Origin of the sequence: Hymenobacter sp. IS2118 (genome assembly GCF_000715495.1) — a bacterium.
Lineage (GTDB): Bacteria > Bacteroidota > Bacteroidia > Cytophagales > Hymenobacteraceae > Hymenobacter.
Map to the genome: position 1 here is coordinate 73,852 of NZ_JNLX01000084.1, position 24,165 is coordinate 98,016.

18 protein-coding genes are annotated in these 24,165 nt (G+C 61.0%); 8 read left to right on the forward strand and 10 right to left on the reverse strand.

What is annotated here, in order from left to right; translation table 11 throughout:
• The first annotated feature begins 43 nt into the window (after positions 1-43).
• From GM79_RS07275 to GM79_RS07300, 6 genes are all read left to right on the forward strand, one after another.
• The gene (locus GM79_RS07275; protein WP_035561464.1) at positions 44-385 is read left to right on the forward strand and encodes a cytochrome C oxidase subunit IV family protein; all 342 of its coding nucleotides are present in this window, start codon (positions 44-46) and stop codon (positions 383-385) included.
• A gap of 3 nt (positions 386-388) precedes the next feature.
• Complete coding sequence (locus GM79_RS07280; protein WP_035561466.1) at positions 389-1,066, forward strand: hypothetical protein; 678 nt, start codon at positions 389-391, stop codon at positions 1,064-1,066.
• Positions 1,050-1,637 carry a DUF420 domain-containing protein gene (locus tag GM79_RS07285; RefSeq protein WP_081867612.1) on the forward strand — a complete coding sequence of 196 codons (588 nt, stop codon included), beginning with the start codon at positions 1,050-1,052 and terminating at the stop codon, positions 1,635-1,637. The genes GM79_RS07280 and GM79_RS07285 overlap by 17 nt, the downstream gene beginning before the upstream one ends.
• Positions 1,638-1,702: 65 nt before the next feature.
• The gene (locus GM79_RS07290; RefSeq protein ID WP_035561469.1) at positions 1,703-1,957 is read left to right on the forward strand and encodes a hypothetical protein; all 255 of its coding nucleotides are present in this window, start codon (positions 1,703-1,705) and stop codon (positions 1,955-1,957) included.
• 288 nt (positions 1,958-2,245) lie between these two features.
• Positions 2,246-6,124: a sensor histidine kinase gene (locus tag GM79_RS24720; protein WP_235183963.1), complete on the forward strand. Its 3,879-nt coding sequence runs from the start codon at positions 2,246-2,248 to the stop codon at positions 6,122-6,124.
• 162 nt (positions 6,125-6,286) lie between these two features.
• Complete coding sequence (locus GM79_RS07300) at positions 6,287-10,090, forward strand: hypothetical protein (protein WP_035561472.1); 3,804 nt, start codon at positions 6,287-6,289, stop codon at positions 10,088-10,090.
• Between the two features lie 47 nt (positions 10,091-10,137).
• Here the strand turns inward: GM79_RS07300 and GM79_RS07305 are convergent, their stop codons facing one another.
• The 10 genes from GM79_RS07305 to GM79_RS07350 all read right to left on the reverse strand — a co-directional run bounded on the left by GM79_RS07305 (position 10,138) and on the right by GM79_RS07350 (position 22,174).
• Positions 10,138-10,761 (reverse strand): 3'-5' exonuclease, encoded by a 624-nt coding sequence (locus tag GM79_RS07305; protein WP_035561475.1) that lies wholly within the window; start codon positions 10,759-10,761, stop codon positions 10,138-10,140.
• A gap of 49 nt (positions 10,762-10,810) precedes the next feature.
• Entirely contained in the window at positions 10,811-12,280 is a 1,470-nt protein-coding gene (locus tag GM79_RS07310) for a hypothetical protein (protein WP_035561478.1), read from the reverse strand.
• Positions 12,281-12,378: 98 nt separating this feature from the next.
• On the reverse strand, positions 12,379-14,442 hold the full coding sequence (locus GM79_RS07315) for a beta-N-acetylhexosaminidase (RefSeq protein ID WP_081867613.1): 2,064 nt from the start codon (positions 14,440-14,442) through the stop codon (positions 12,379-12,381).
• Positions 14,439-15,788 (reverse strand): DUF58 domain-containing protein, encoded by a 1,350-nt coding sequence (locus GM79_RS07320; RefSeq protein ID WP_035561484.1) that lies wholly within the window; start codon positions 15,786-15,788, stop codon positions 14,439-14,441. Before GM79_RS07320 ends, GM79_RS07315 begins: the two co-directional genes overlap by 4 nt.
• Before the next feature lie 119 nt (positions 15,789-15,907).
• Positions 15,908-16,267 carry a four helix bundle protein gene (locus tag GM79_RS07325; RefSeq protein ID WP_035561487.1) on the reverse strand — a complete coding sequence of 120 codons (360 nt, stop codon included), beginning with the start codon at positions 16,265-16,267 and terminating at the stop codon, positions 15,908-15,910.
• A 46-nt stretch (positions 16,268-16,313) separates the two neighbouring features.
• On the reverse strand, positions 16,314-17,351 hold the full coding sequence (locus tag GM79_RS07330; RefSeq protein ID WP_081867614.1) for an AAA family ATPase: 1,038 nt from the start codon (positions 17,349-17,351) through the stop codon (positions 16,314-16,316).
• A 296-nt stretch (positions 17,352-17,647) separates the two neighbouring features.
• On the reverse strand, positions 17,648-19,162 hold the full coding sequence (locus GM79_RS07335; protein WP_035561491.1) for a DUF4350 domain-containing protein: 1,515 nt from the start codon (positions 19,160-19,162) through the stop codon (positions 17,648-17,650).
• 16 nt (positions 19,163-19,178) lie between these two features.
• A complete protein-coding gene (locus GM79_RS07340) occupies positions 19,179-19,955 on the reverse strand; it encodes a DUF4129 domain-containing protein (RefSeq protein WP_152559886.1) in 777 nt (258 codons plus the stop codon).
• Between the two features lie 253 nt (positions 19,956-20,208).
• A complete protein-coding gene (locus tag GM79_RS07345; protein WP_035561496.1) occupies positions 20,209-21,171 on the reverse strand; it encodes a hypothetical protein in 963 nt (320 codons plus the stop codon).
• A gap of 28 nt (positions 21,172-21,199) precedes the next feature.
• Complete coding sequence (locus GM79_RS07350) at positions 21,200-22,174, reverse strand: stage II sporulation protein M (RefSeq protein WP_035561499.1); 975 nt, start codon at positions 22,172-22,174, stop codon at positions 21,200-21,202.
• A gap of 234 nt (positions 22,175-22,408) precedes the next feature.
• On the opposite strand from GM79_RS07350, the gene GM79_RS07355 reads away from it, so the two are divergent.
• Both GM79_RS07355 and phhA read left to right on the forward strand, forming a co-directional pair.
• Positions 22,409-23,131 (forward strand): RDD family protein, encoded by a 723-nt coding sequence (locus tag GM79_RS07355; protein WP_035561636.1) that lies wholly within the window; start codon positions 22,409-22,411, stop codon positions 23,129-23,131.
• A 216-nt stretch (positions 23,132-23,347) separates the two neighbouring features.
• The gene (gene phhA, locus GM79_RS07360; protein WP_035561502.1) at positions 23,348-24,121 is read left to right on the forward strand and encodes a phenylalanine 4-monooxygenase; all 774 of its coding nucleotides are present in this window, start codon (positions 23,348-23,350) and stop codon (positions 24,119-24,121) included.
• Positions 24,122-24,165: the final 44 nt, after the last annotated feature.

Consider the following 24,165-nt stretch of genomic DNA (forward strand, 5'->3'; position numbering starts at 1 on the left):
CTCGCTTCCTCAAGCAGTGCTTTTAGACAACCAACATATAATTATGGCTGCTCACGCAACTGATGAAACCCTGCCGCAAGGGGAAATCGCCAAGCCAAATACCGCTTGGATTTGGAAAACGTTTTTTATTCTGGTCGGTATTACGGCAGTAGAATTCGTGTTTGTGTTTCTCATGGAACCCAGCACGCTGCGTAATAGCATCTTTATTGCCCTCACGATTCTGAAGGCTTTCTACATCGTAGCTGAGTTCATGCACCTCAAGCATGAGACCAAGGGCCTTATTTGGACCATTCTGATACCCGTTTCGCTGCTGGTATGGTTGCTGGTGGCTTTGATTACCGAAGGCTCGTACGTGGGCGAGGTACTGGAAAACATGTTTAAATAGCGGATGCGGCCCCGCCAAACACTGCTGCTGGGGTTGCTGCTATTGGTGCCGGTACTGGCTTTTCTATTTCTGTTCAGCTTCGGCAAAAACCGTTACGCGCTGCCTACTTACCTGCCCGACCGCGTGGACTCCACGCAGGTTGGCGGGAAGTGGCAGCGCGATACTGTTTTCCACCAAGTCGCACCTTTCCAATTGCCTGCCGCGTCCGGGAGGGCCGTGAGCAGTGAAGAGCTTAGCAATGGGCTGTACATCGCGCAATTTTATGGCGATGACGCTGCAAGTGCCCAGGTTTCCCGCCAGCTGCTGCGCGTGCAGGAGAAGTTTCGGCGCGAGCCCCGCGTGCGTTTGGTCACATTTGTTCTGCCCACTGAATCTGCCACGCAAGCCGCCTCGCTTGGCCGTCTGGCCGAGCAGTATGGCAGCATTGCCGGCAAGTGGTTCTTTCTAACTGGCCCGGCCGATACCCTCCGGGGCCTCATGCTGGACGAGTTCCGCCTTACCTCCGACCCCAAGCGCTTGGCCGGGGCGGTTTATACGGCCAACATCCCCACGGGCCGGCTGTTATTGATTGACAATCAACGCCGGGTACGAGGCATTTACAACGGTACCGACGGACGCGAAATCGACCGCTTACTTACGGAAGTGACCGTGCAACTCTACGACTATGAACACCCCCACTAATACCAGTGCCTCTGCGGAGCAATTGCAGCCCCCCGTGCTGGCACCGGGCGACTATACGCGCTACAAAATTATTCTGGGCACGCTGGGCGTAGTGGTGCCATTGCTGGTGGCGGTGCTGTTTTCCTTCCCCAAGCTGTTCCGTATTTCCGGTGTTGATGTATCCTCGCTGCCGGGTCTGAATGCTATATTGAACTCACTCACTGCTATTTGCTTGGTGGCGGGTTACTACTTTATCCGTCAGAAGCAGGTGCTGCGCCACCGCGCCATGATGGGTACTGCGTTTGCGCTGGGCGGGCTTTTCCTGCTCTCGTACGTGGCCTACCATTCGCAGGCCGACAGTGTGAAATTCGGCGGTGAGGGAGCAATTCGCTATGCTTATTTTTTCTTGCTGCTCACGCACATTGCGCTGGCCGTGGTGACGGTGGGCCTCGTGCTGTTTACCCTGTATTTCGCTCTAACGGGCCAATACACCAAGCACAAGGCCATCGCGCGGTGGACGTTTCCAATCTGGCTGTACGTTTCCGTGACCGGCGTTATCGTTTACCTAATGATTTCGCCTTATTATACTTAGGTTCAACAAAAGGCGAAGACCTAAATAAACGGGAAACTTTGCCGCTGTCCTCGTGTTCTAATACCATGAAAAAGACCCTAGTTGCTTCCGCTTTTGCCCTTTTGCTGGGGGTGTTGCTGAGTCTGGCGCCCCTCGCGGCCAGTGCCCAGTGCGTTATGTGTAAGACGCAGGTAGAGTCGGCGCGTCAGGAGCGCGACGACTACGACGTGGCCGGCCTCAACAAAGGCATCGTGTACATGATGACCGTGCCCTACATTCTGATGGGCGCCGTGGGCTATTTCTGGTATCGTCGCACGCACCCGAAAGCGGCCAAGAAGTAGTAGCCGGCTCGCCTTCGGCGTTTCAGGCATGCTAAGGCCACCTAGGAGCGTTGAGTCAAAGTAGAACAAATGCCGCCATTGGGCGGCATTTTTGTTAGGCGCGGATTTTGCGGAAAGCCCAGACCCGATAAATTCGAAGCAGTTTTTGGCCGGTTGTTGGACTGGTGGGTGAATGGCGGCGGTTCAGGGTCTTATCTTGTCGGCTGCGTGGGCAAGGAACTCAACTGTTGGCTGAGTGCTTTGCCCGAGCATTTTTTGATATTTCCTTAAAGAAACCCAGCAGAAAAGGTGGTTCAACTTCCCGCGTGGCGTCGTTTGCCCTGGCTGTTGCTGCTGGTGGCGGGACTGTGTTTCTTGGGTGGATACCTCGCCAGTCGTTATGCCCAGGAGCCGGGCGTGGTGCAGCGCACCGATGTGAAGCGCTTGCAGCAGCTGGTGCGCGATGCTGCCGCCGTGGCCCGCCGCGAAGCAGATTCGGTGGCGGTGCGGCTGGCGCAAGGGCCTTACAGCTTCCAGCAGCTACTGAAGCAAACTACCTATCCAACCTGCGTGCTGGAAAATGGCGAGTTGCGCTATTGGTCCGACGCCACGCTGCGGCCGGAATCCAGCTCGGCGAACTTTAGCGGTGAAAGAGGCGTGGAAAACGACGTGGGCGCCTATCTGATGTTAGCGCGCCCGGCGGGACGGTTCCAGATAATAACCTACTTGCCCCTGGAGCGGCGCTACAGCATCAATAACCGCTATTTGCTGGAGGGGGGCGAGCAGGTGCTGTTTCGGGGAATGCAGCTGCAAGTGGTAGTGGATAGCGCGGCTACCGGCCTGGCGCGAATTAATGCGGAGAACGGGCGGTACTTGTTTTCCATCAAACGGCTGCAAACCAATTTGCTGACGGGGCAATACCTGCCGCTGGTGTTGCTGGCCCTGGGCAGCTTACTGTTTGCAGTGGGGTGGCTGCTGTTGGCCCGCCGCTGGTGGAGCAAAGGCCGTTTTGGGGCTGCGGTAGTCGTGCTGGTGGTGCCGTTGGCCCTGCTGCGGGCTGCGCTGCTGTACCTAGGGCTGCCCTACTCATTTATCGAATTTCAGCTGTTTGACCCGCGGGTGTACGCGGCTTCGTGGTGGGCCCCCTCGCTGGGCGACTTGCTGCTGAATGCGCTGCTGGCGCTGCTGGTAGCTGCGGGGTTTCTGGCACTGTGGCAAAAGCTGCGGGTGATGGAACGGGTGCCAGTGCCGCGCACACCGGGCGAGCTGGCATTGGCCGTGGTGGGCATGGGAGTCACTTTCTGGACGTGGCTGGCACTTTTGTTCTCCTATTACATCACCGCGTTTGGTAGCTCGCAGCTGAGCCTGGACCTTACCCGCAACCTGCAGATAACGGGAAACTGGCTGCTGCTGGCTCTGGCAGTGCTGCTGCACACGGCGGCCTGGCTGGTCGGATTTTTTGGCCTGACCCAGCTGGCAGGCGCGCTGTTGCGGCAAGTGCCCCGGCGGGTGTTGCTGTGGGGGCCGGCGTTGCTGGCGCTGCCCGTGCTGGGCGTGGGGCTGGTCGGGGAGGTGTCGTGGGCGTTGCTGGCGGGGGTGCTGCTGCTGTTCGCATCGTTGGTGCGGGCCCTGAACCTGCGGGCCGAGGCCATCACGGGCAGCTACCAGGCCTCGGTGCTGGTGGTGCTGCTACTGGGGTTGGCTTCAGCCACGGGCGCGCTGGCTTTGTACGAGCATTTTGAGCGGCAATTAATTGTTGACAAGCAACGAATAGCGGGCAATCTATTGATTGACAATGATTTTTACGGCGAATTTGAGTTGGGTGAGCGCATGCGTCAAATTGCCCGCGACCCCTTCGTGCAGCGCTCAATGTCGGCGGCGTTTGGGCAGCCCGAGGCCGTGCGCCAGCGCATTGCCCAAAAATATCTGGGCGACTATTTTGATAAATACGAAAGCAGCATCACGCTCTACGACGCGGCCGGCAGCCCCTGGGGAGCCCCGCCCGGCACGCCTGGTCTGGTAGTAGCCAGGGCAGAGCTGGAACGCACCGCCAGCACCACCGACCAGCGCGGCGTGTACTTGCTGCATTCGGCCAACCCGTTCAGTTCGCGGCGCTACGTGGCCCAAATCGCGGTGCCCGGTGCCCGCGTCAATGGGTTTGGCCTGCCGCGGGGCGCGGTGCGCGTGGAGCTGACGCTGAAAAAGCTTACCACCTACAGTGTGCTGCCGGAGCTGTTGGTCGACCAGAAGTATTTTCAGCCCGGACTGGCCACCGAGCTGAGCTATGCGGGCTACACCAAAGACCAGCTGGTATACAGTGAGGGTGATTTTGACTATGCCAACAGCCTGCCTGCCGGCTTGCTGGCGGATAAGCGGCTGTTTGAGGGCGGTGTAAGTCGCGCGGGCTACCATCACTATGCGGTACGCGGTTCCGCCGACCGGACTGTGGTGGTGACTACGGCCACGTACTCGCCGGGCGACTGGCTGGCCAATTTCTCGTTTCAATTTCTGACTTCGTCTTTTTTCTGGCTGCTGGCCACCGTGCTGCTGCTGTTGTTGCGGGGCCAGCCGGTGGCGCGGCTGCGGCTCAATTTCAGCACCCGTATTCAGCTGCTGCTGAACGTGGGCATTGTGGTGCCGTTGGTGGTGGTGAGCGTGGCCACGGCCAGCCAGCTCATTGCCTCGTACCAGCGCGACCTGGCCCGCACCTACGAGCGTCGCGGGCAGCTGGCCCTGGAGAGCCTGCGCCGCCAGCGCCATCTGCTTGCCGACAGCTCGGCCCGGCCCACGCTGGCGGTATTAGCCAAAACCGTGGCCAGCCTCACGGAAACCGACCTCAACCTTTACAATGTGCACGGAGAACTGCTGGCCAGCAGCCAGCCCTTGATTTTTGAGGCCGGCCTGCTGGGGCCACTGCTGAACCCGCACGCCATGGTGGAGCTTCGCGAGCAGAACCGCCAGCGGGCGCTGCTCACGGAGCAGGCTGGCTCGCTGTCGTTCAACGCCCTGTACTTGCCGGTTCGGGCCGAGGTAGGGGAGGTAGTGATTGAGGACTTGGCTGGCCGTAGCCTTAGCGAGAGTGGGGCCTCAAACGCCGGAAATGCTGACTCGCGGCGCCCGGCGTCGCAGACCAATGGCTATGAACAGGAGCTGGCCGACGATACCGCCCTGCCCACCGGCCCCATTCTGGGCTATGTGGGAATTCCGTTCTTCGATTCGGAAAAGGAGCTGAATACCAAGCTGACGGAGTTGTTTACCACCATCCTCAACATCTTCACGCTGATGTTTCTGCTATTTCTGGGGCTGGCTTTCTTGGCCGCCCGGCAGCTCACGGCCCCGCTCAAGCTCATCACCGAAAAGCTCACCAAAACCACGCTCACCGGCGAGAACGAATTGCTGGTTTACCGCAGCTCTGATGATGAGATTGGCCTGTTGGTGCGCGAGTACAACACCATGCTCACCAAGCTGGAAGCCAGCAAGCGCGAGCTGGCGGCCCAGGAAAAAGAGGCCGCCTGGCGCGAAATGGCCCGGCAGGTAGCCCACGAAATCAAAAATCCGCTCACGCCGATGAAGCTGAGCCTGCAATTCCTGCAAAAAGCCATTACCGAGCGTCGCGCCAATGCCGACGAGCTTATCGGGCGGATTTCGCAGACGCTAATCACCCAAATCGACGTGCTGAGCGACATTGCCACCTCGTTCAGCAACTTCACCAACCTGCCGGCCATGCGCCCCGAGCGACTGGATGTAGCCACTATTTTGCGCCGGTGCGCGGCCCTGCATCAGCCCGATACCGACGATGGTGCCCTGGAGCTGCACTTGCCGGCCGATGCCGAAACCGGCCATTACCTGGTTTTTGCCGATGAAAGCCTACTGGTGCGCACATTCAACAACCTGCTGCTGAATGCCCGTCAGGCCGTGCCGCCCGGCCGCGAGCCGCACGTTGCGGTATGGCTGGAAGCCGTGAATGCAGACCGCGTGCGGGTGACCATCCGCGACAACGGCGTGGGCATTGCCGACGATGTGCGCGACAAAGTGTTCGTGCCGAATTTTACTACGAAGGAAACCGGGTCGGGCATTGGCCTGGCGGTGGCCCGGCGCGGCATCGAGAGCGCCGGCGGACACATCTGGTTTGAAACCGAAGTAGGCGTGGGAACCGAATTTTTTATTGAGTTGCCGCTGGCGGGCTAGTTAGTTGTCAGTTGCTGGTTGTCAGTTGTCGGTTAATTCGAGCAATCTAATAACTGACAACCAGCAACTGACAACCAACAGCGAACAATTAATCGAAGCTGATTCGGGCACGAAACTGCTCCGCGTCCGCGTTGTGCCCGCACTACTCCCGACCTTTACCGCATGATTCGCCGCTTACGCCTGTGCTTCCCCTTTGCGGGCCTGCTCGTTGCGGCGTTGTGGTTTGTGGCAGGGGAGGCAGCGGCCCAGATAAAGCCGGCAGTTTCGGGGGAGGCGCCGCCGCCCAGCACCCGGCGCTGCCGCTACGTGCGCCTTACGCCCGGCCGCGACACCACCACGTTTACGCTTTCTGACACGCTGACCGTGGTGCCGTCGTCGGTGGCGGCCGACGGGCGGGCGGTGGCCTACGACGCACGCACCGACCAGTACCGCTGGATTCGGCCCGCACCCCGCGACTCCAGCGGCGTGCCGCTGCCCGACTCCTTGCTGCTGTGCTACCGGGTGCTGCCGTTGCGCCTGTCGGCCGCCCGGTTCCGCCGGCCCCGTAGCCTGATGGATAGCCTGAGCTTCCAGCGCGGGCCCATGCGGTTCGAGGATTTCTCGGTGAAAGAGCAGATTCTGAGCACGCCGGGCATCAACAAAACGGGCAATCTGGCGCGGGGCATCAGCTTCGGCAATACCCAGAACGTGTTTGTTAACTCGGCCCTGAACTTACAGCTCGAAGGCAAGCTGGCCGAAAACATCAACCTCACGGCGGCCATTTCCGACCAGAGCGTGCCGTTTCAGCCCGAAGGCAACACGCAGCAGCTTCAGCAGTTCGACCGGATTTTTATCACCCTCACCAACCCCAACTGGAACCTGACGGCCGGCGACGTGGTGCTGCGCAACAAGCCCGACTATTTCCTGCGCTACTACAAAAACATCCAGGGCGCCGCCGCTGAGGCCAATTTTGGGCCGCCCATCGTGGGGCTGGCCGGGCTGGGGGCCGCACCGGGCGTGTCGAATACCGTGTTTTTGAACGGGGCGGTGGGGCAGGTGCCGGCCGGTTTGCCGGGGCAGTACCCCACCGGGCCGTCGCCGGCCACGCTCAACCCGCCAGCCATCAGCCAGCCCCAGCTCACCGACCCCAACCGCCAGATGCCGGCCGGCGATGGGGCGCCCGTGACTGGCGCTACGGTGAGCAGCTCGGGCGTGCGCAAGGGCGTGGCGTGGCAGTCGTCGACCTCGGCGGCGGGCGGCGTGGCCAAGGGCAAGTTTGCCAGCACCGACGTGGCGCCCATCGAAAACGTGCAGGGCCCGTACCGCCTCAGTGGCCCCAATGGCGAGCAGTTTATCATCGTGCTGGCCAATTCGGAGCGGGTTTACCTTGATGGGCGCCTGCAAACCCGCGGCTTCGATGCTGATTACATCATCGACTACAACCTGGCCGAAGTCACGTTTACGCCGCGCCACCTCATCACCCGCAATTCGCGCATTAAGATTGATTTTGAGTACTCGGACCTGAACTACGCCCGCTCGCTGCTCACGGCCAGCCACTACCAGCAGCTGGGCCGTTTGAGCGTGCGCGGCAACATTTACCAGGAATCTGACAACCCCGACAACGCCCCCAACCTCAACCTGAACGACACCTTGCGGGCGCGGTTGCAGCAGGCCGGCAACGTGGCCTTCGCGGTGGCGCCGGGGGCCGATTCGGTGGCCTATACGAGTACGCAGGTGCTGTATAAGCGTGACCCGGCTACCGGCCGGTTCAGCCGTGCCGTGGGGGCTGATACGCTCGGGGGCGTGTATTCGGTGCGGTTTACCGACGTGGGCCAGGGGAATGGCGACTATATCCTTTCGAACGATGTGGCCGACCAGACTAGCAACGGCCGGGTGTATAAATATGTGGACCCCATTGCGGGGGTAGCTCAGGGCCGCTACCAGCCGGTACGCCGCATCCCGACGCCGCTGCTGAAGCAGATGATATCGGGCGGGCTGAGCTACCAGATTGACAGCAGCACGACGGTGTTTTTCGACGCGGCCCGCTCGCGGCTCGACCGCAACCGCTTCTCGACCGACAGCGACCAGGACGGGGCCATGCGCATGGGCTACGTGGTGCAGGACCGCCGGCTGCCCGCCGCCCTGGCCGGGGGCGTGCTGCGCAACTACCGCCTGCGCTCCAGCCTCGACTACGAGTACACGGGCAAGCGCTTTTCGCCGATTGACCGCTACCGCGACATCGAATTTGACCGCAACTGGAGCGCCGCCAACCCGCTGCAAAGCACGGCCAACGGCCAGTCGGCCCGTTCCGACAATATTTTCAACTTCAGCCTGGGCGTAGCGAAGGACATAAATAATAACCTGAATTACCGGGTGAGCCGCCGCTTTCGGTCGGGCGAGGTGAGCGGGCTGCAGCACTGGCTGGATGCGGCCCAAAAAGTGGGCAACCTGGAAATGCGCGGCTCGCTGTTCGTGCTCAACTCCAGCGCCGGCCGCTTCCAGTCCGACTGGGCGCGGGGCGAGGCCACGGGCCGGTACGTGGGCGGCAAAGTGGTGCCCGGCTACACCTACCGCTTCGATAAAAACCGCGTCAGTTCGGCCTCGACGGATACCATCCGCTCGGCTAATTATTTCGACGAGCACAACGTGTTTCTGCAAAGCCGCGACTCGGCCCGCACCCAGTACCGCCTGGACTACAGCTACCGCCGCGACCAAACCCCCAACGCCGAGCAAAACGCCCTGCAACGGCGCGGCACCGCCCAAACCTGGCAGGCCACGCTGGCCTCACGCTTGGGCAAAACCCAGGACCTGCGCCTGCTGGCTACCTACCGCGACCTGGATTCGCTGGGCCTGGCCCGCAACCGCACCGTGCTGGGCCAGGTGTTTTACAACGCCAGCCTGCTGCAAAACCAAATCCGCTCCGAGCTGAGCTACAGCGTGGCCACGGGTCGGGAGTTGAGGCGCGACTTCTCCTTTATTGCCGTGCCGCCCGGCCTGGGCACGCACTTTTTTGTGGATACCAACGGCGACGGGCAGCAGCAGAAAGACGAGTTTTTTGAGGCCCAAACCACCGATGCGCAGTTCCGCACCTTCATCAAGGTGTTTCTGCCCACGGCCGACTACATCACGGCCTTCACCAACCGCCTGAGCTACCGCCTGACTACGGCCGCCCCGCGCGGCTGGCGTGAAGCCGGCGGCTGGCGGGCAGCCGCCGCCCGGTTTGCCACGCTCACCAGCATCACCGTCGACCGCCGCACCACCGACCCTTCGCTGCTCTCGCGCCTCAGCCCGCTGAGCTACGACAAGGAGGACGACCAGCTGCTGGCCTTTAATCAGTTGGTGCGCAATACGTTGTATTTCAACCGGTCGAACCCAATTTTTGGCTCGGAGCTGACCGTGCAGCAAACCCAGCAAAAAACCCTGCTGGCCCAGGGCGTGGACCTGCGCAACCTCAGCACCCAGAGTCTGCTGGTGCGCCGCACGCTCACTACCTCGTTCACGGCCCGGCTCACCGGTTCGCGCGACATCCGCGAATCGACCAGCAGCTACCTGCCCACCCGCAACTACCGCCTGCTGATTTACACGGTGCAGCCCGAAATCAGCTACCAGCCCACGCCGGCCCTGCGCCTCACCGGCACCTACCTGCACACCCGCAAGCAAAATACGCTTGACATCCCGGAAGCCGAGCTAAACCCCGGCACCTTCGACGAGTTGGGCGTGGAAACCCGCCTCAGTCAGGTAAACAAGCGGACCCTCACGGCGGGTACCCGCTACACCCGCGTAAAATTCGACGGCACCAACCCCAATTCGGTGGTCGCCATCGAAATCCTTAACGCCCTGCGCCCCGGCAGCAACTTCACCTGGAACCTGAATGTGGAGCAGCGCCTCAGCAACGGCCTGAACATAACGCTGGCCTACGACGGCCGCAAGGCCAGCGGCCTTAACACCGTGCACACCGGCCGCATGCAGGTGGCGGTGCTGTTTTAGAGGGCTTGGCGCTCACCACGACCAAGCATAATTGAGGAAGTAAAAACCTAATTAGAGCCGGCAAAAACCTTTTTGGCAGCTTTCGCGGCCCGGGCGGCGAGCCCGGCCGTGAGTTCCCGCTGCTTGTAGCACAGGGGCAAATGAGCCCCCGAGCGGAAAGCCTGAACCGTGATTTCGGCGCAGGCGCGGGCATCGGAAAGGGCGTCGTGGTGGTTGAGGGGAATGCCGAAGTGCGCGGCCACATAGTTGAGCCGGTGGCGCTCCAGCTGCGGCCAACACAGCTTGGCGAGCTTCACCGAGCACAGGCAGTGGAAGGCGGGTACGGACAGGCCAAAATCGCGGCAGGTGTGTTCGAGCACGCTCACATCGAAGGCCGAGTTGTGGGCCACTACGGCCTGCTGGTGCAGGTAGGGGAGGAGCATGGGCCAGGCGTCGGCCAGGGAAGGGGCGTGGTGCAGGTCGGCCTCGGCAATGCCGTGCACCTGCTGGTTGCGCCAGTCCATGCGCAGCACGCGGGGCCGCAGCAGCGTTTGAAACTCTTCCACAATTTGGCCATTCTGCACCCGCACCACGCCCACGGCGCAGGCGCTGTCGCGGCGCTCATTGGCGGTTTCAAAGTCGATGGCCGTGAAGTTGAGACCCGCCAGCGCCTGGGCTATTTCTGCTTGCATAAGCTGCAAGATAATTCCGCGGGCCGGAAAAAGTCCCGCCGCCGGGCGTTTATTCCGGCGTCGGCAGGGCGGGCGTAGTAGGCTGGCAACACACGTCCGGAACCTGGAAATAGCGCTCCATCACGCCGTTGATGTTGCCTTCACAGCCGGTTGTGAGGTCGATATCAAACTCAATAAAAGTGCTGAACTGGCGTAGTGGAACAAGTACGTGCCCGTACGGCAGGCGTAGGGGCGGCAGCACCACCACGGGCGTGCGGGCCACCTGAGCCGCCCGCAATACCGAAAAGCGCGCCCGCATTTGCGCGTCGAAAGCGGGCGCGCTGGTCAGCAGTTCCCGCCAGGCTTCGGACACATGCCCGGCCCCGAACAGGCCCGCCGTCAGTAGCACCAGCAATCCTTCACGGTGCAAAATCCACGGTATATTGAAACCTGCCGCTGAGAAGTGCCGGGTTGCCAGCCAGGCCAGCGCCGCCACCGAAAGCAGCATGACGAGCAAAATCTCGTTCTGGGCACGCATCAACGGCGCGCCGACAATGAGGTAGCGAAACAGCAGAAATCCAATGCCGTTTAAAACCAGGAAGGCCGCCAGTACCGCCCACCAGGTGCGGCGCGCTAGCCGTACCGCCGCGCTGCGGTGTTGCCAGCCCAGCCAGCTTCCCGCCGCCGCCGCCGCCAGCACGCTCAACACCGTGATGGGCCGCGCCAGAAAAAGCAGGGCGGAATAAGCCGTGCGCGGCAGCAGCACCAGCCAGCGGTACGATTGCAGGGCATCTTCGGGGGCCATGGCGCGAGCGCGCAGCCAGTTGCCGGGCGCAGCCACGGCCACGGCAGTAGCCAGCCCGCCGATGGCCAGCCACAACCACCATTTGGGCCGCGCCGCCGCTGGCAGCGCGTAGCCTAGCAACGCCAGCACCGGCACGGCCTGCACCAGCGTCAACTCATTGCCCACCAGGGCCAAAACCAGTGGCAGGCAGGCGAACCCGGCGTAGCGCCAGCGGGCCGGCGCGGGCCCCCAGCCAGCCCGCAGCGCCAGGGCGGTGAAATTCAGTAGCCCAATCAAGGGAATCTGATAGGCCACGGCGCCGCAAAACCAATACAGGAACGAAAACGGCGCCGGCGCGCCATTGCATAACAGCGCCATGAGCAAGCCGGAGGCCCAAAAAGCAGCGCCCCAGGAAAACGAAACCCGTAGCGCCGTATGCAGCAGCGCCCTGAAAAAATGGGCAATGCTGGCCCATTGTGCCACAAACAGCCCTGCGGCCACCAGCTTCACGCCCCCCAGCCACCCGTAGGTGACAGGGTTGAGCACGGTCATGAAAAACGTGGAGGTGAAGCGTCCGGTCCAGGTATTGAACAGGTATTGCTGCACGCCCCACATGCCGTGCTCCCGCGTCCAGTACGCGTTGCGGAAATCATCGAAGAACGGCTGATTATAGGCCGTCAGCAGCAGAAACGGCGCGATGGCCAGCAACAGGGCGAGGCGGAGAAAGGTATTGCGCAGCTTCGGGGAAATAGTCAAATCAAAAGCAGGGAATTGGTTGTCAGTTGTTGGTTGTCGGTTATTAGTGCTGCGGCAATATCATGACCAGCCACTGACAACCAACCACTGACAACTAATCAGATACCCACCAGCCGCCGCGCGGCTGGAATTAGGGCTAGCTCGGCCTGACCGGCCGGCGCCTGCGCGGCTTTGAGCGTGGCACTCGCCGCTTTCAGCCACGCAGCCGATGGTATTTGGTTGGCTTGTAGTTGGTTGATGCGCTCCAGCAAGAGGGTGGAAATGGCCGAGAGCTGGGTTGAAAGTGGCGCGTATTCCCGCAGCGCCGGGTTCAGCACCAGCAGCAGTTGAAACTGCTGGTCGTTGGCTTGCCATTGCAGCAATTGGGCCCGCAGTCGCATCAGCTGCCGGAGCGGTACCGGGGAAAGCGGCGGTTTGCGGGCATCGGTCAGCAGCACGCTGTCCACGAGTACGCCGAAGCGCCGGGCCACCTCCGATTCGGCCGGGGCGGCATCAACCAGGCGGTTGAGCGGGGTTTGGGGCGTGTACACCATGCCCTGAAAATGGCGCTTGTACTCTTTTACCGGCTCTATTACTTCGGCCAGGGTGCGCAGCGGGGCCACGTTGCCCGTACCCGCCATTTCGGCCAGCAGCAGCTTGGGGGCGCTACGGTGGCGCAGCCCTACGGTTTCCAGAAACACCGAAACGGCTCCCAGGCGGCGGTACATGTCGGGCACGTCCTGGGTGCTGGCCTGGGGCGACCACAACCGCTCGGCCACGGCCGCGGCGCGGGGCCAGATGCGCGATTCGAGGATGACGGAATCGGCAAATTCGGACCACATGGCCGCTTCGCCGCCCAGCACCAGCTTTTGCTGCGCGGGCGTGAGGGTAGTGGCGGCGGGTAACGGGTCGGGCAGGTAGTGGGCAGCGGCGCCGTAGTTGAGGTCGAGGTAGTAGCCCTCCGAAAGAATGGAGGGGTGGCCCTGCTTCACGGCATCATCCAGCCATTTCTTGCCGCGCCAGCTCTGAATCACAATTTCCTTGGGCAGGTCGGGGCCGAGAATCTCATCCCAGCCCACCATTATTTTGCCCTGCTTTTGCAGCATGGCCAGCACCCGGCGGTTGAAGTAGGTGGTCAGCAGGTGCTTGTCCACGGTTTTGCCGTCGGCCTTCACCATGCCACGCTCCCGCATAAAGGCCGAGATGCGTGGGCTGCGCCGCCACTGCCGCCCGTCGTTCTCGTCGCCACCAATGTGGAAATACGGGTCCGGAAACAGCGCCGTCATCTCCGTAAACAGCGAATCGAGCAGCGAGTAGGTGGTTTCCCGCGTGGGGTCAATAGCAATGTTGGAGGTGCGGAAGCTCCGGTAAACGCCGTAAATCGAGTCGTTGGAAGCCAGCCGGGGGTAGGCCGCAATCCAGCTGGTGGCGTGGCTGGGCACGTCGAATTCGGGCAGCACCCGAATGCCGCGTGCGGCGGCGTAGGCCAGCACTTCCTGCACCTCGGCCTGGGTGTAGTAGCCGTCGGCGCCGCCCACTTCGTGCAGGCGCGGCAATACCTTACTCTCCACCCGAAAGCCCTGGTCATCAGTAAGGTGCCAGTGCAGCACGTTCAGCTTCACCGCCGCCATACCGTCGAGGTTGCGCTTGATAACGGCTACTGGCATAAAGTGCCGCGCCGCATCGAGCAGCAGCCCGCGCCAGGCAAAGCGGGGCTGGTCCTGAATATCCACTTCGGGCAGGTAGCGTTGGCGCTTATCGGTCACGACCAGCTGCTCCAACGTGGCCAGCGCCCGCAGCACGCCCAGGCTGGTGGGCGCGTCGATGGTCACGCCCATTGGTGTCACGCGCAGGCTGTAGCGCTCCTCCTCAAACAGCTCAGGACTTCCCAGCCGGCCGTAGCGAATTTGGAGCAGCGGGCCGCTGGCCGGTTCGGCGGGGCCTTGCATACGGGCCAGCGAGCGGCGGGCGGCAGCGGTCACGGAAGCCGGGTCGGTCGTGGTTTCCAGCTGCAGCCTGAGCGGCTTTTTCAGGGGTAGCCGGCCCTGGCCCCAGCGCATTTCGGCGGGCACGGGCATGAGGTTGTGCGGCTTCTGCGGCAGTTGGGCCAGCGCCGGCCCCTGCCCCAGCAGCGCCAGCGCGAGCATCCAAAACAGCCCCAGTGCCGGTGTCAATCTCCTCATATCATTCCCCTGGCTTTGAATTCTAAGTATTTGTTGATGGTGTTTACGGTTAAATCCTTAGGGGCGGTGAGCAGGGAATAGATTCCGTAGCGCTGCAATTCCAGCACAATCTGGCGCTTTTCCTGGGCGAATTTTTCGGCAATGGTCTGGTTATACACGTCTTCGGTGGTGGCCGCCGGGGCGTCGAGGTACTCGCGCAGCTCGGTGTTTTCGAAGAAAATAACCAGCAGCAAATGGTCTTTGGCCAGGCGGCGCAGGTAGGGCAGCTGGCGCTGCATGCCGTGCAACGTCTCAAAATTGGTGAACAGCACCAGCAGGCTGCGCTGCTTGATGCGGGCCCGCACCGTGGCGTAGAGCAGCTCAAAATCGGTTTCCAGGTACTTAGTTTTCTGGCGGTACAGAATTTCGAGCAGCTTGAGCAGATGGCCGGGGCGACGGTCGGCCGCCAGCGTGGCGCCAGGGCGGTTCGAGAACGTGAGCAGGCCAGCTTTGTCGTGTTTAAGCAGGGCAATGTTGCTGACTACCAGCGTGGCATTGATGGCGTAGTCGAGCAAGCTCAGGCCGTCGAAGGGCATGCGCATCACCCGGCCTTTGTCGATGAGGCAGTACACTTGCTGGGCGCGCTCGTCCTGGAAGTGGTTCACCACCAGCTCGTCGGTGGCGCCGGTTCCGGCGCGGCGGGCCGTCGCTTTCCAGTTGATGTTGCGCGGGTCGTCGCCCGGCACGTAAGGCCGGATTTGCTCGAATTCCAGGCTGTGGCCCATGCGGCGAATCCGTTTCACACCCACTTCGGTCAGCCGGTTATGAATGGCCAGCAGCTCGTACTGCCGCATCTGCAGGAACGAGGGGTACACTGGCACCACCCGGTTCTGGTCGTAGCGGAAGCGGCGGCGCACCAGTCCCAGCGGCGAGGCGGCGTAAATATTCACCGCCCCAAACTCGTATTCGCCGCGCTTCACGGGCCGCAGCTGGTAGTTGATAATCTGGGTTTCGCCCGGCTTAATGCTCGTTTGAAACAGCACGTCGCGCCGCTGAAACTGGTGCGGAATCTCATCAATCGTCTCCGTTTGGATGGGAAACCGGTAGCCGTTCTCGATGTAAATCTGAATGTCGTTTTCCGAACCGTTGGCAAGTTTCTCGCCCATCACGCGCCGCGCAAAAACCGGCGCGGCGTTGTTCTTGGCCGGCATATAAAGCAGCAGCAAATCGAGCAGCACCAGCACCACCAGCACGCCCAATGCAATCTGCATCGGCCCCAGCAGCCACGGCAGAAAAAACGCCACCACCAGCCCGAACGCCAGGCCGGCGAGGAGTAGAAAAAAACGCTTGGTTAGGAAGAGAGTCAATTAAAAAAGAAGAATTAAAAATTAAAAATCGTCGGGTTTATCGTAGCCCATCCTAAATAATCGACATAACGCTTTGGCGTAATGAACTGACAATAAGAACAAAAAATAGCAACAAACACTCATTCCTGCGGGAGTCTTGTCGAAATAATGATGGCTGCCAGAATGCGCTTTAGCTCCTCAGCATCGTCAATCATTGATGCGGCAAGATTGGGCTCGAGACATTCGGTGTCGCGCAACAGCCGTAACCAATAATGCGCCTCGCGGGCCTCTTTGTAAGCAATACTACACTTAGCTGCAAAGTCGCGCCGCGAAAATCCGCCCACAGCTTCCTCAATATTTGCTCCGATAGAAGTGCCACAGCGCAGTATTTGGTCGGCTACAGAACGGGGCTGTTTATTCTTGAGAAGCAGTTTATAGAGTAGCACTACGCGCTTGGAAAACGCGTAGCTCTTCACTAATACAGGGTTTTCATCTTTCATGCCGGCGGCCCTTTTTTAATTTTTAATTCTTCATTTTTAATTTTCCTCACCGCGGTACTTCAATCGACTGCATAATCTGCTTCACCACCTCATCCGGGGTTCCGCCTTCCATTTCGCGCTCCGGCGTGAGCATGATGCGGTGGCGCAGCACGCTGGGGGCTAGAAACTGCACGTCTTCGGGCGTTACGAAGTCGCGGCCCCGCAGGGCGGCCAGTGCTTTGGCCCCGTTGAGCAAGGCCAGCGAGGCGCGGGGCGAAGCGCCCAGATACAATGATTTGTGCGCCCGCGTCTGGCCCACGAGCTTGGCGATGTACTCCAGAATATTGGGCTCCACGCGCTGCTGGCGCACTTGCTGGCGCAGGGCCTGCAAGTCAGCGGCCGAGAGAATGGGCTGTACGGCTTCGAGGTGGGTGCTGCCCCGGCCGGCGTGGTGCCCGCTCAGAATCTGCACTTCTTCGGCCAAAGTGGGGTAGCCCACGTGCAACTTGAAGAGGAAACGGTCGAGCTGGGCTTCGGGCAGGCGGTAGGTGCCTTCCTGCTCGATGGGGTTTTGGGTGGCCAACACCAGAAAGGGCTCGCTCATGGTGTAAGCGGTGCCGTCCTGCGTCACGGTGCGCTCCTCCATCACCTCAAACAGGGCCGACTGGGTTTTGGCGGGCGCGCGGTTGATTTCGTCAATCAGCACGATGCTGGCGAAAATAGGACCGGGCCGAAACTCGAATTCTGACTTATTCTGCCGGAATACCGACGTGCCCAGCACGTCCGAGGGCATGAGGTCGGGCGTGAACTGAATGCGGCTGAAAGGCACTTCCAGGGTGCGGGCCAGCAATTTGGCCATCAGGGTTTTGGCCACGCCGGGCACGCCTTCCAGCAATACGTGGCCATCGGCCAGCACGGCGGTGAGCAGCAGCTCCAGCAAATCGGTCTGGCCCACAATGATTTTACCGATTTCGGCGCGGATAGCATCCGTCTGAGCCGTGAGGCGGGCGAAGTCGGTGCGCGGTGCGAACGAAGCTTCGGCCGGCGCCGGAGCTGCGGCGGAATCGGGGTTTTCGGGGGCTTGAAACGTGTTTTCGTTTTCCATTTATAACGTGCTGGCGTAGCCAATTAATAGCTGAGTGTGTAGGGGGCATTAACGCAAACCAAGGGCAGGTCTGTGTGAATCAAGTACTCACGCGGAAGCAACTGTTTAACCGATGTAACGCAGCCCAGACGCCAACCTCACCCCCTAGCCCCCTCTCCATAGGAGAGGGGGAACTAGCACTAGTTCAAAAAATCTAATTTCTAGAAGCTAAGACTAAAAACCAGTCCCCCCTCTCCTGGGGAGAGGGGGTTAGGGGGTGAGGTTGGCGTCTGGGCGGCGTAACATCAGTTAAATATTCATCGAGCTTCCTGCTTAAAATCACTCAGTGCCTTGCTGAGCAAGAGTAACTGCTGGTCGGTCATCTGCGGGGCGGTGCGGGCAAAGTTCACGATGCGCAGCAGCTCATCGACGCGGGGGCGGGGCACGCCGGCCTTTTGGCTGAGCCGCTCGCGAAAGTCCGCGTCGGCGAAATCGGGATTGGTTTCCTGGAAGCGGGTACGGAGGTAATCCCGAAACAAGCCCACCTTTTTCTCGGCAATCAGCGCGTGGCTGCTGCCGTGGCGGTAGAGGCTGGCCACCGTGCGCGTGAACTGCAGCGTGGTATTAGGCAGCGGCTTGAGCGTGGGAATGATGCGCTGGCGGCGGCGCGCCTCCACAAGTACAAAAAGTAGCCCGCCGGCCAGCAGCACGTAAAAAGCCGTGTTCAGGGCCTCACTGCCGTTCACGATGCGCAGCAGCGACTGATTGCCCACGCGGCCCTGCTTCTGGTACTCGTCCCACCAGGTGCGGCGGGCAGGCAGGTAGGAGAGGGCCGTGGCGGCAAACTGCTCGGTGGCGGGCCGCAACAGAAACTGGTTGGTGAAGGCAATGGGCACCGAGCAGAAATACACGTAGCCGCTGCCGTGCCGCAACCGCACCAGCAGCGGCCGGCCTTCAGCGTCCACGGCCAAGGCCTGGCCCACTTTGCCCGAATCCACTACGAACCGCACGTTGGCATCGGCGCCCGGCAGGCGGTAGCGCGGCCCGGCCAACGCCGGATTGGTGAAGCGCACCGTCACCGAATCGAGCACGGGCAGGCCCTGGGGCCCGGCGTGCACCGGCAGCTTCGCGATGCGGGTACGGATGCCCAGCTTTTTCAGGAAAAGTGAAGTGGAATCGCCAAACTCCTCGGCCACGATGAACACGCTGTTGCCCTTGCCCACGAAGTCCAGCAGGGCGCTGGCGTCGGCCTTGCCCGCGGCAAACCTGGTATTCACGAACAGGTAGTTGGCCCGCACGTCGCTCACCTTTGCGGCCAGCGAATTATCGGCGTCGCTTTCGTCGTCTTCCGGGCTGGCCTCAGCGGGCTCGTCGGTTTCCGCACTGTTAGTAAGGTCGTTGGCATCGGTCTCTTCCGAAAAATCGCCATCAGGCTCCCTTACACTCGAATCGGTAGCCGTTTGTTCCTGCACCGGAATGGCCTCGTCTTCGTCGGTCAAGGATGGATTTTCGGCCGTGGTAATTGTGTCGGAATCGGCTTCTTCCTGAGTATCAACCACTGGGATGGTTTCGGCCTGGGCCAGGGCATCGGTTACGTCCAGGCCCAGGCCCGTGAGCTGGTTGTAGATGGGCAGACGGCTGGTTTCTACCGAGTCGGTGCCGAGCAGGCGCGGCAGCTGGTCGTAGAGCACGTAGGTGCCGTAGGGAATTTTATCCTTGTTGATGAGCGTCGGCTGCCAGTTGATGGGTTTGGGGCGGTAATATTCCAGCGCCACGTAGCCCCCGAACAAGGCCAGCAAACCCACCAAATACCAGCGAAATGTAGAAGTCATGGAGTGAAGGAACGTATCAGGCGGCGCGGTGGCGAACGGTGGAGCCGGCTACCCGGCCCTGAAAGGCGCGGTGCCGGCCGCGCACCTGCTCGTACAGGGCGTTGGACAGCGCCAGTTCGCCGTACCACACGAATTCAAACTGCCGGGTTATTTCCCGGAAGTCCTCGCGTAGCGTAGCGTTGGGGGCCAGCTCGGCGAGGTAGGCCTGGTTGGTTTTATCGGGCTGCCACTGAATGAGGCCGCGGTCGGAAAGCGTCTTGAGAAGCTGCAGGTAGCCCAGGCGCACGGCCAGGCGCAGGTTGCCGGCGGCCTCGGCTTCGGCCAGCCGGGTAGCAAAATCTACCTCGTGAATGTTTTCCGCCGCCGTGTCGTAGGCCAGCGACGCGCGCCGGGGCGTGCGGCCCAGCATGGCCGTAATATCAATCTGCATCAGCTTGAGCACCACAAAAACCCCCACCACCAGAAACAGCGCGTAGAAAACCCAGCGCCAGAAGTGGCTGTAGCTGCGGCTCGCCAGCCACTTGGCCACCGCCTGCCACAGCCGCGCCTTAAACGCTTCCCAGGCGCTTTGCTCGGCCCGGTTCACCGGCTCCACGTACTGGAACTCGCGTTGCCCGCGCAGCTCCTGCAGCCGGGCGGCATCGGGCCGCCGCAGACGGGGCGCCGGGCCCTGTTCCAGGGGCAGCGGGCGGGTACTCACCGACTGGTCGGGCGGTACGGCCGCGAAGGCGGCCGGCATTCCGCACAACGCCGCCAGCACCAGCACCCGCAACCAATAAGTAAGAAATGACACTTTGATGGCAGTTAACAATTAGCAGTGAGCAATTAACAGTGAGGTTTGCTTTTGAAAATAAATAACGTCTGTCATGCTGAGCGCAGCCGAAGCATCTCTACCGCACCGTTGAATAGTCCATCCTAACGAAGCGAGCGAGATGCTTCGGCTGCGCTCAGCATGACAGACGACGTTTGGCTTTTATTGATGAGTTGTAAAGAAACAGACTACTCCAAAATTGCTCACTGATAACTGCTCACCGTTAACTGAAAAATTAGTATTCGCCTTCCTCATCGGGCCGGTAGGCCGCATTGGCTACCGGAACGGGCGTCTGGCCCAGCTGGCCCACCATGTTGCGCAGGCCCACACCGTCGATGCGTTCTACCAGGTTGAAGTATTGAAAGGCCAGGGCAATGAGCAGCGGCGGATAGATAACCAGGTAAAAAAGGGCTCCCAGTGAAGAAACAAGCACGGCGAATACGCCGGCAATCTCACTCGCTTCTCCGGATTTGTACAGCCCCAGGGCGCCGCCGATGCCGCCCACAATACCGCCAATAACGGCCCCGACAACGGTGCTGCACACGCCCAGCAGCAACGACATGACGAACATCAGCCCCAGCGTAGACCACCACTTGCCGCGCGTGAGCCGCAGCGAACGGCTGACCGTGGCGCCAAAACCAGTGCTTTCCACCACCTTCACCACGAAAAAAATGCTCAGGGCCACCGACAGGTAAATGCCCGGCACCACCAGCAAAAACATTCCAATAATTACCACGATGAGGAGGCCAAAATACGAGAGGAAGGAGCTGATAAACTCCGCCTTCACCCCGGCCCAAACTGCCGCTACCCCAATTGGCTCCGGAAATGGCCCGGGCCGCAGGCAAAGGTTCATGTACACGTAAACGGTCAGCACCATCAGAACCAAAAATATGCCGCCCGCCAGAATGGAAGCCGAATAATAGGGCGACTGCGTTACCTGCGTGAAGGCTGCCAGGCCGCCCGCCATTCGGCCCGCCGCACCTTCTACCTGCGTCTGGCTCACCCCGCTGAGCAGCAATTCTTTTTGCATGAGGCCCGACAGGATGCCCTGAAGAATGGCCGCCGGCAGCACGATAAAGAGCAGGGCGCGGCCCAACTCCCGCCAATGCGCGCCGATAAACTCAAACGTGGCCGTTATTTTCTGGCCGAAGTCGCGCTGCTGGCGAAAATCGGATTCCTGGGTAAAATTGGAGCGCATGCAAAAAAAGGAGGAAGGTGAAAGAAAGTTAAGAACGAGTGGGCTCTGAAGTGATGCCCGGTGAAATGCGGCGCCGCAGCTGCCGCGGATACCACACGAAATACCAAAAGATAAAAGCCCCCGAACCGCCAATAATGGCCAGGCTGGCGGCCACGGGCATTTCGGTGTGGCGCGTCACGAAGCTTTCGAGGAAACCCGCCAGCACGAAAATCGGGACCAGGCCCGTGGCCAGCTTGCCGCCTTCGCGGGCGGCGTAGCGAAACGACTCGGCCCGGCTGTAGGTGCCGGGAAACAGCAGGCCCCGCGCCATCACAAACCCCGCGCCGCCGGCCAGCACAATGGACGAGATTTCGAGCGTGCCGTGAATCCAGATGGTGAGCACGGAAGCTTTGAGGACGTGCTGCTCGTAAAAAAACTGCTGAAACGCACCCAGCATCAGCCCGTTATAAAAAAGCATGTAGCCCGTGCCCAAGCCCAGCGTAATGCCCATGGCGAAGGTGAGCAGCGCCACCCGGATGTTATTAAAGGTAATTTGCAGGAACATCGACGTGGAATCCTGGCTCTTGTAAATGGCCATCGGGTCGCCTTTGCGGATGTTTTCCAGGGTCTGGTTCACGTAGCCATCGCCAAGAATGGAGCGCACAAACGTGTCGTCATAAGCTGCCGAGAGCGCGCCCAGGGCCGTGCAGAGCGCAAAAAACGCCAACGCCCAGGCCAATACCGCGTGGTGGCGGCCCACCACCAACGGCAGCTCCAGCGCCCAGAACTGCCCAAAGCGACCCCGCGCCTCCGCTTTGTTTTTGTAGATGGCCTGGTGCAGCTTGCCGGCCAGGGCGTTGAGGTAGGCCGTGGTGGGCGAGTCGGGGTAGAAGGTTTGGGCGTAGGCCAGGTCGTCGGTCAGGGCTACGAAGCGGGTGGCCAGCTCGTCGGGGTTGGCGGCCGGCTGGGTTTCGTACTGCTGCCAGCGGGCTTGGTTTTGCCGCAGAAAAAGAGCTTCGCGCATGGGGCAAGGTTAGGGCCTTAAAGGTAGTGTGCCGCAACCAGCCGCAACCAATCGGGCTCCGGCTATTTTTTGGGGCGGCGCCCGGCTGCCGGCGCATTCCCACCAGCCAACCGGTGGGTAGCAGCGTGAGCCATTTGCGAGTTTTACGGCCACGGGCGCTACCAAAAACGATGCTGATGGCGTAATTTTCGGGGCGAATTGCCTGCCCGGTTCGCCCCGCATTATCCCGACGATATGAGTACGATTCGCATCCAAACCACCCAAAATGTTAGCCTGGAGTACGAAATAGCCAGTGTGGGCGACCGCATCGTAGCGGCCATCATCGATTACGGTCTGTATATTACCTGGTTCATTGCCTGGAGCGTGCTGAACCGGGAGCTGAACATCGCCGGCGACGGCCAGGTAGGGACGTTTCTGATATTGCTGCCCACGGTGTTCTATTTCCTGGCCTGCGAGGTGTTTTTCAACGGCCAGACCCTGGGCAAAAAAGCCCGCCACCTGCGCGTGGTGCGCCTCGATGGCAGCCGGGCCCGCGTGGGCGACTACGTGCTGCGCTGGCTGCTGCGGCCCATCGAAGTCGTTATGACGTTTGGCGCCGGGGCCCTGATTACTATTTTGCTCAATGGCCGCGGCCAGCGCATCGGCGACCTTGCCGCCGGCACCACCGTCATCAGCCTCAAAAAGCGGCCCACCTACGGCTCGCCCCAGGCCGCCGACCTGGCTGGCCTGGCCGGCTATCAGCCCGTATTCCTGCAAGCCGCCGCCCTCTCCGACCAGGACGTGGCCCTCGTGCGCAAGCTCCTGTTTCAAGGCACTAAGCAGGAAAATTATTTGCTAATCAACGAGTTGGCCAATAAGGTGAAGGCCCTCACCGGCATCCGTACCGACCTGCAGGACGTACCGTTCCTGAAAACCATCCTGCGCGACCACGCCCACCTGGCCATGGGCGGCGCGTAGGAGAGGAAAAGCGGGCGGAATGAACAGAATTAAAAATGAAGAACTAAAAATTTGAGCGTCAACCTGGAAACTGCCTTAGGCGCCCGTTAGGGGTTTCGTGTCAGGCTCGTTGCTTCCGCTGCAAGTGAATGCAGCCCCGGTAATAAGGTCGTCGGAACAAAATCAAATTGTCCGGCTTACTTGTTTGCTAGCTGTTTTGTACCCTTTTATTGTTTCATGCACCTCGATTCCCCTGCGCCCGCTTTCGCTTCCCTAGTTCAGGACTATGCCCGCTACACCGCCGACGACCAGTGGGTGTGGCGCACACTGTTTGAGCGCCAGATGCAGGTACTGCCCGCTGTAGCCTCCCGCCGCTTTCTCGAAGGAATACCCCGCATCAACTTTCAGGCCGACCATATTCCCGACTTCGCCGCCACCAACCCGCTCCTGGACCAGGCCACCGGCTGGAGTCTGGTAGCCGTGCCGGGCATCGTCGACGACCGCACCTTTTTTGAGCTGCTGGCCGACCGGCGCTTTCCGGCCACCACCTGGCTGCGCACCCCGGCCCAGCTCGATTACCTGGAAGAGCCCGACATGTTTCACGACGTGTTTGCCCATGTGCCGCTGCTGACGGACGCTTTTTTTGCCGATTTCCTGCAGGCCGTGGGCACGCTGGCCCTGCGCCACCTCCACGACCCCTACGCCATCGAGCTGCTCTCGCGCCTGTACTGGTTCACGGTCGAGTTTGGCCTGATTGCCGAAGGTGGCAGCCTGTGCATCTACGGGGCCGGCATTCTCTCATCGGCCGGCGAAACCCAGTTCTGCCTCAGCGAGGGTCCGGCCCGGCGGCCCTTCGACGTGGCCGAAATTCTGGCCACGCCCTACGTGAAAGACCGGATGCAGGACGTGTATTTCATCATCGACTCCTACGAGCAGCTCGCGGCCTCGGTGCCCGCCCTCGAAGCCGAGCTGCTCCGGCTGCTGGCGGCGCGGGCCGTTGTAGTCAGCTAGATGTTCTTCGATTCGCCGGGATGGAAAATCTCCGTTGCGCATCC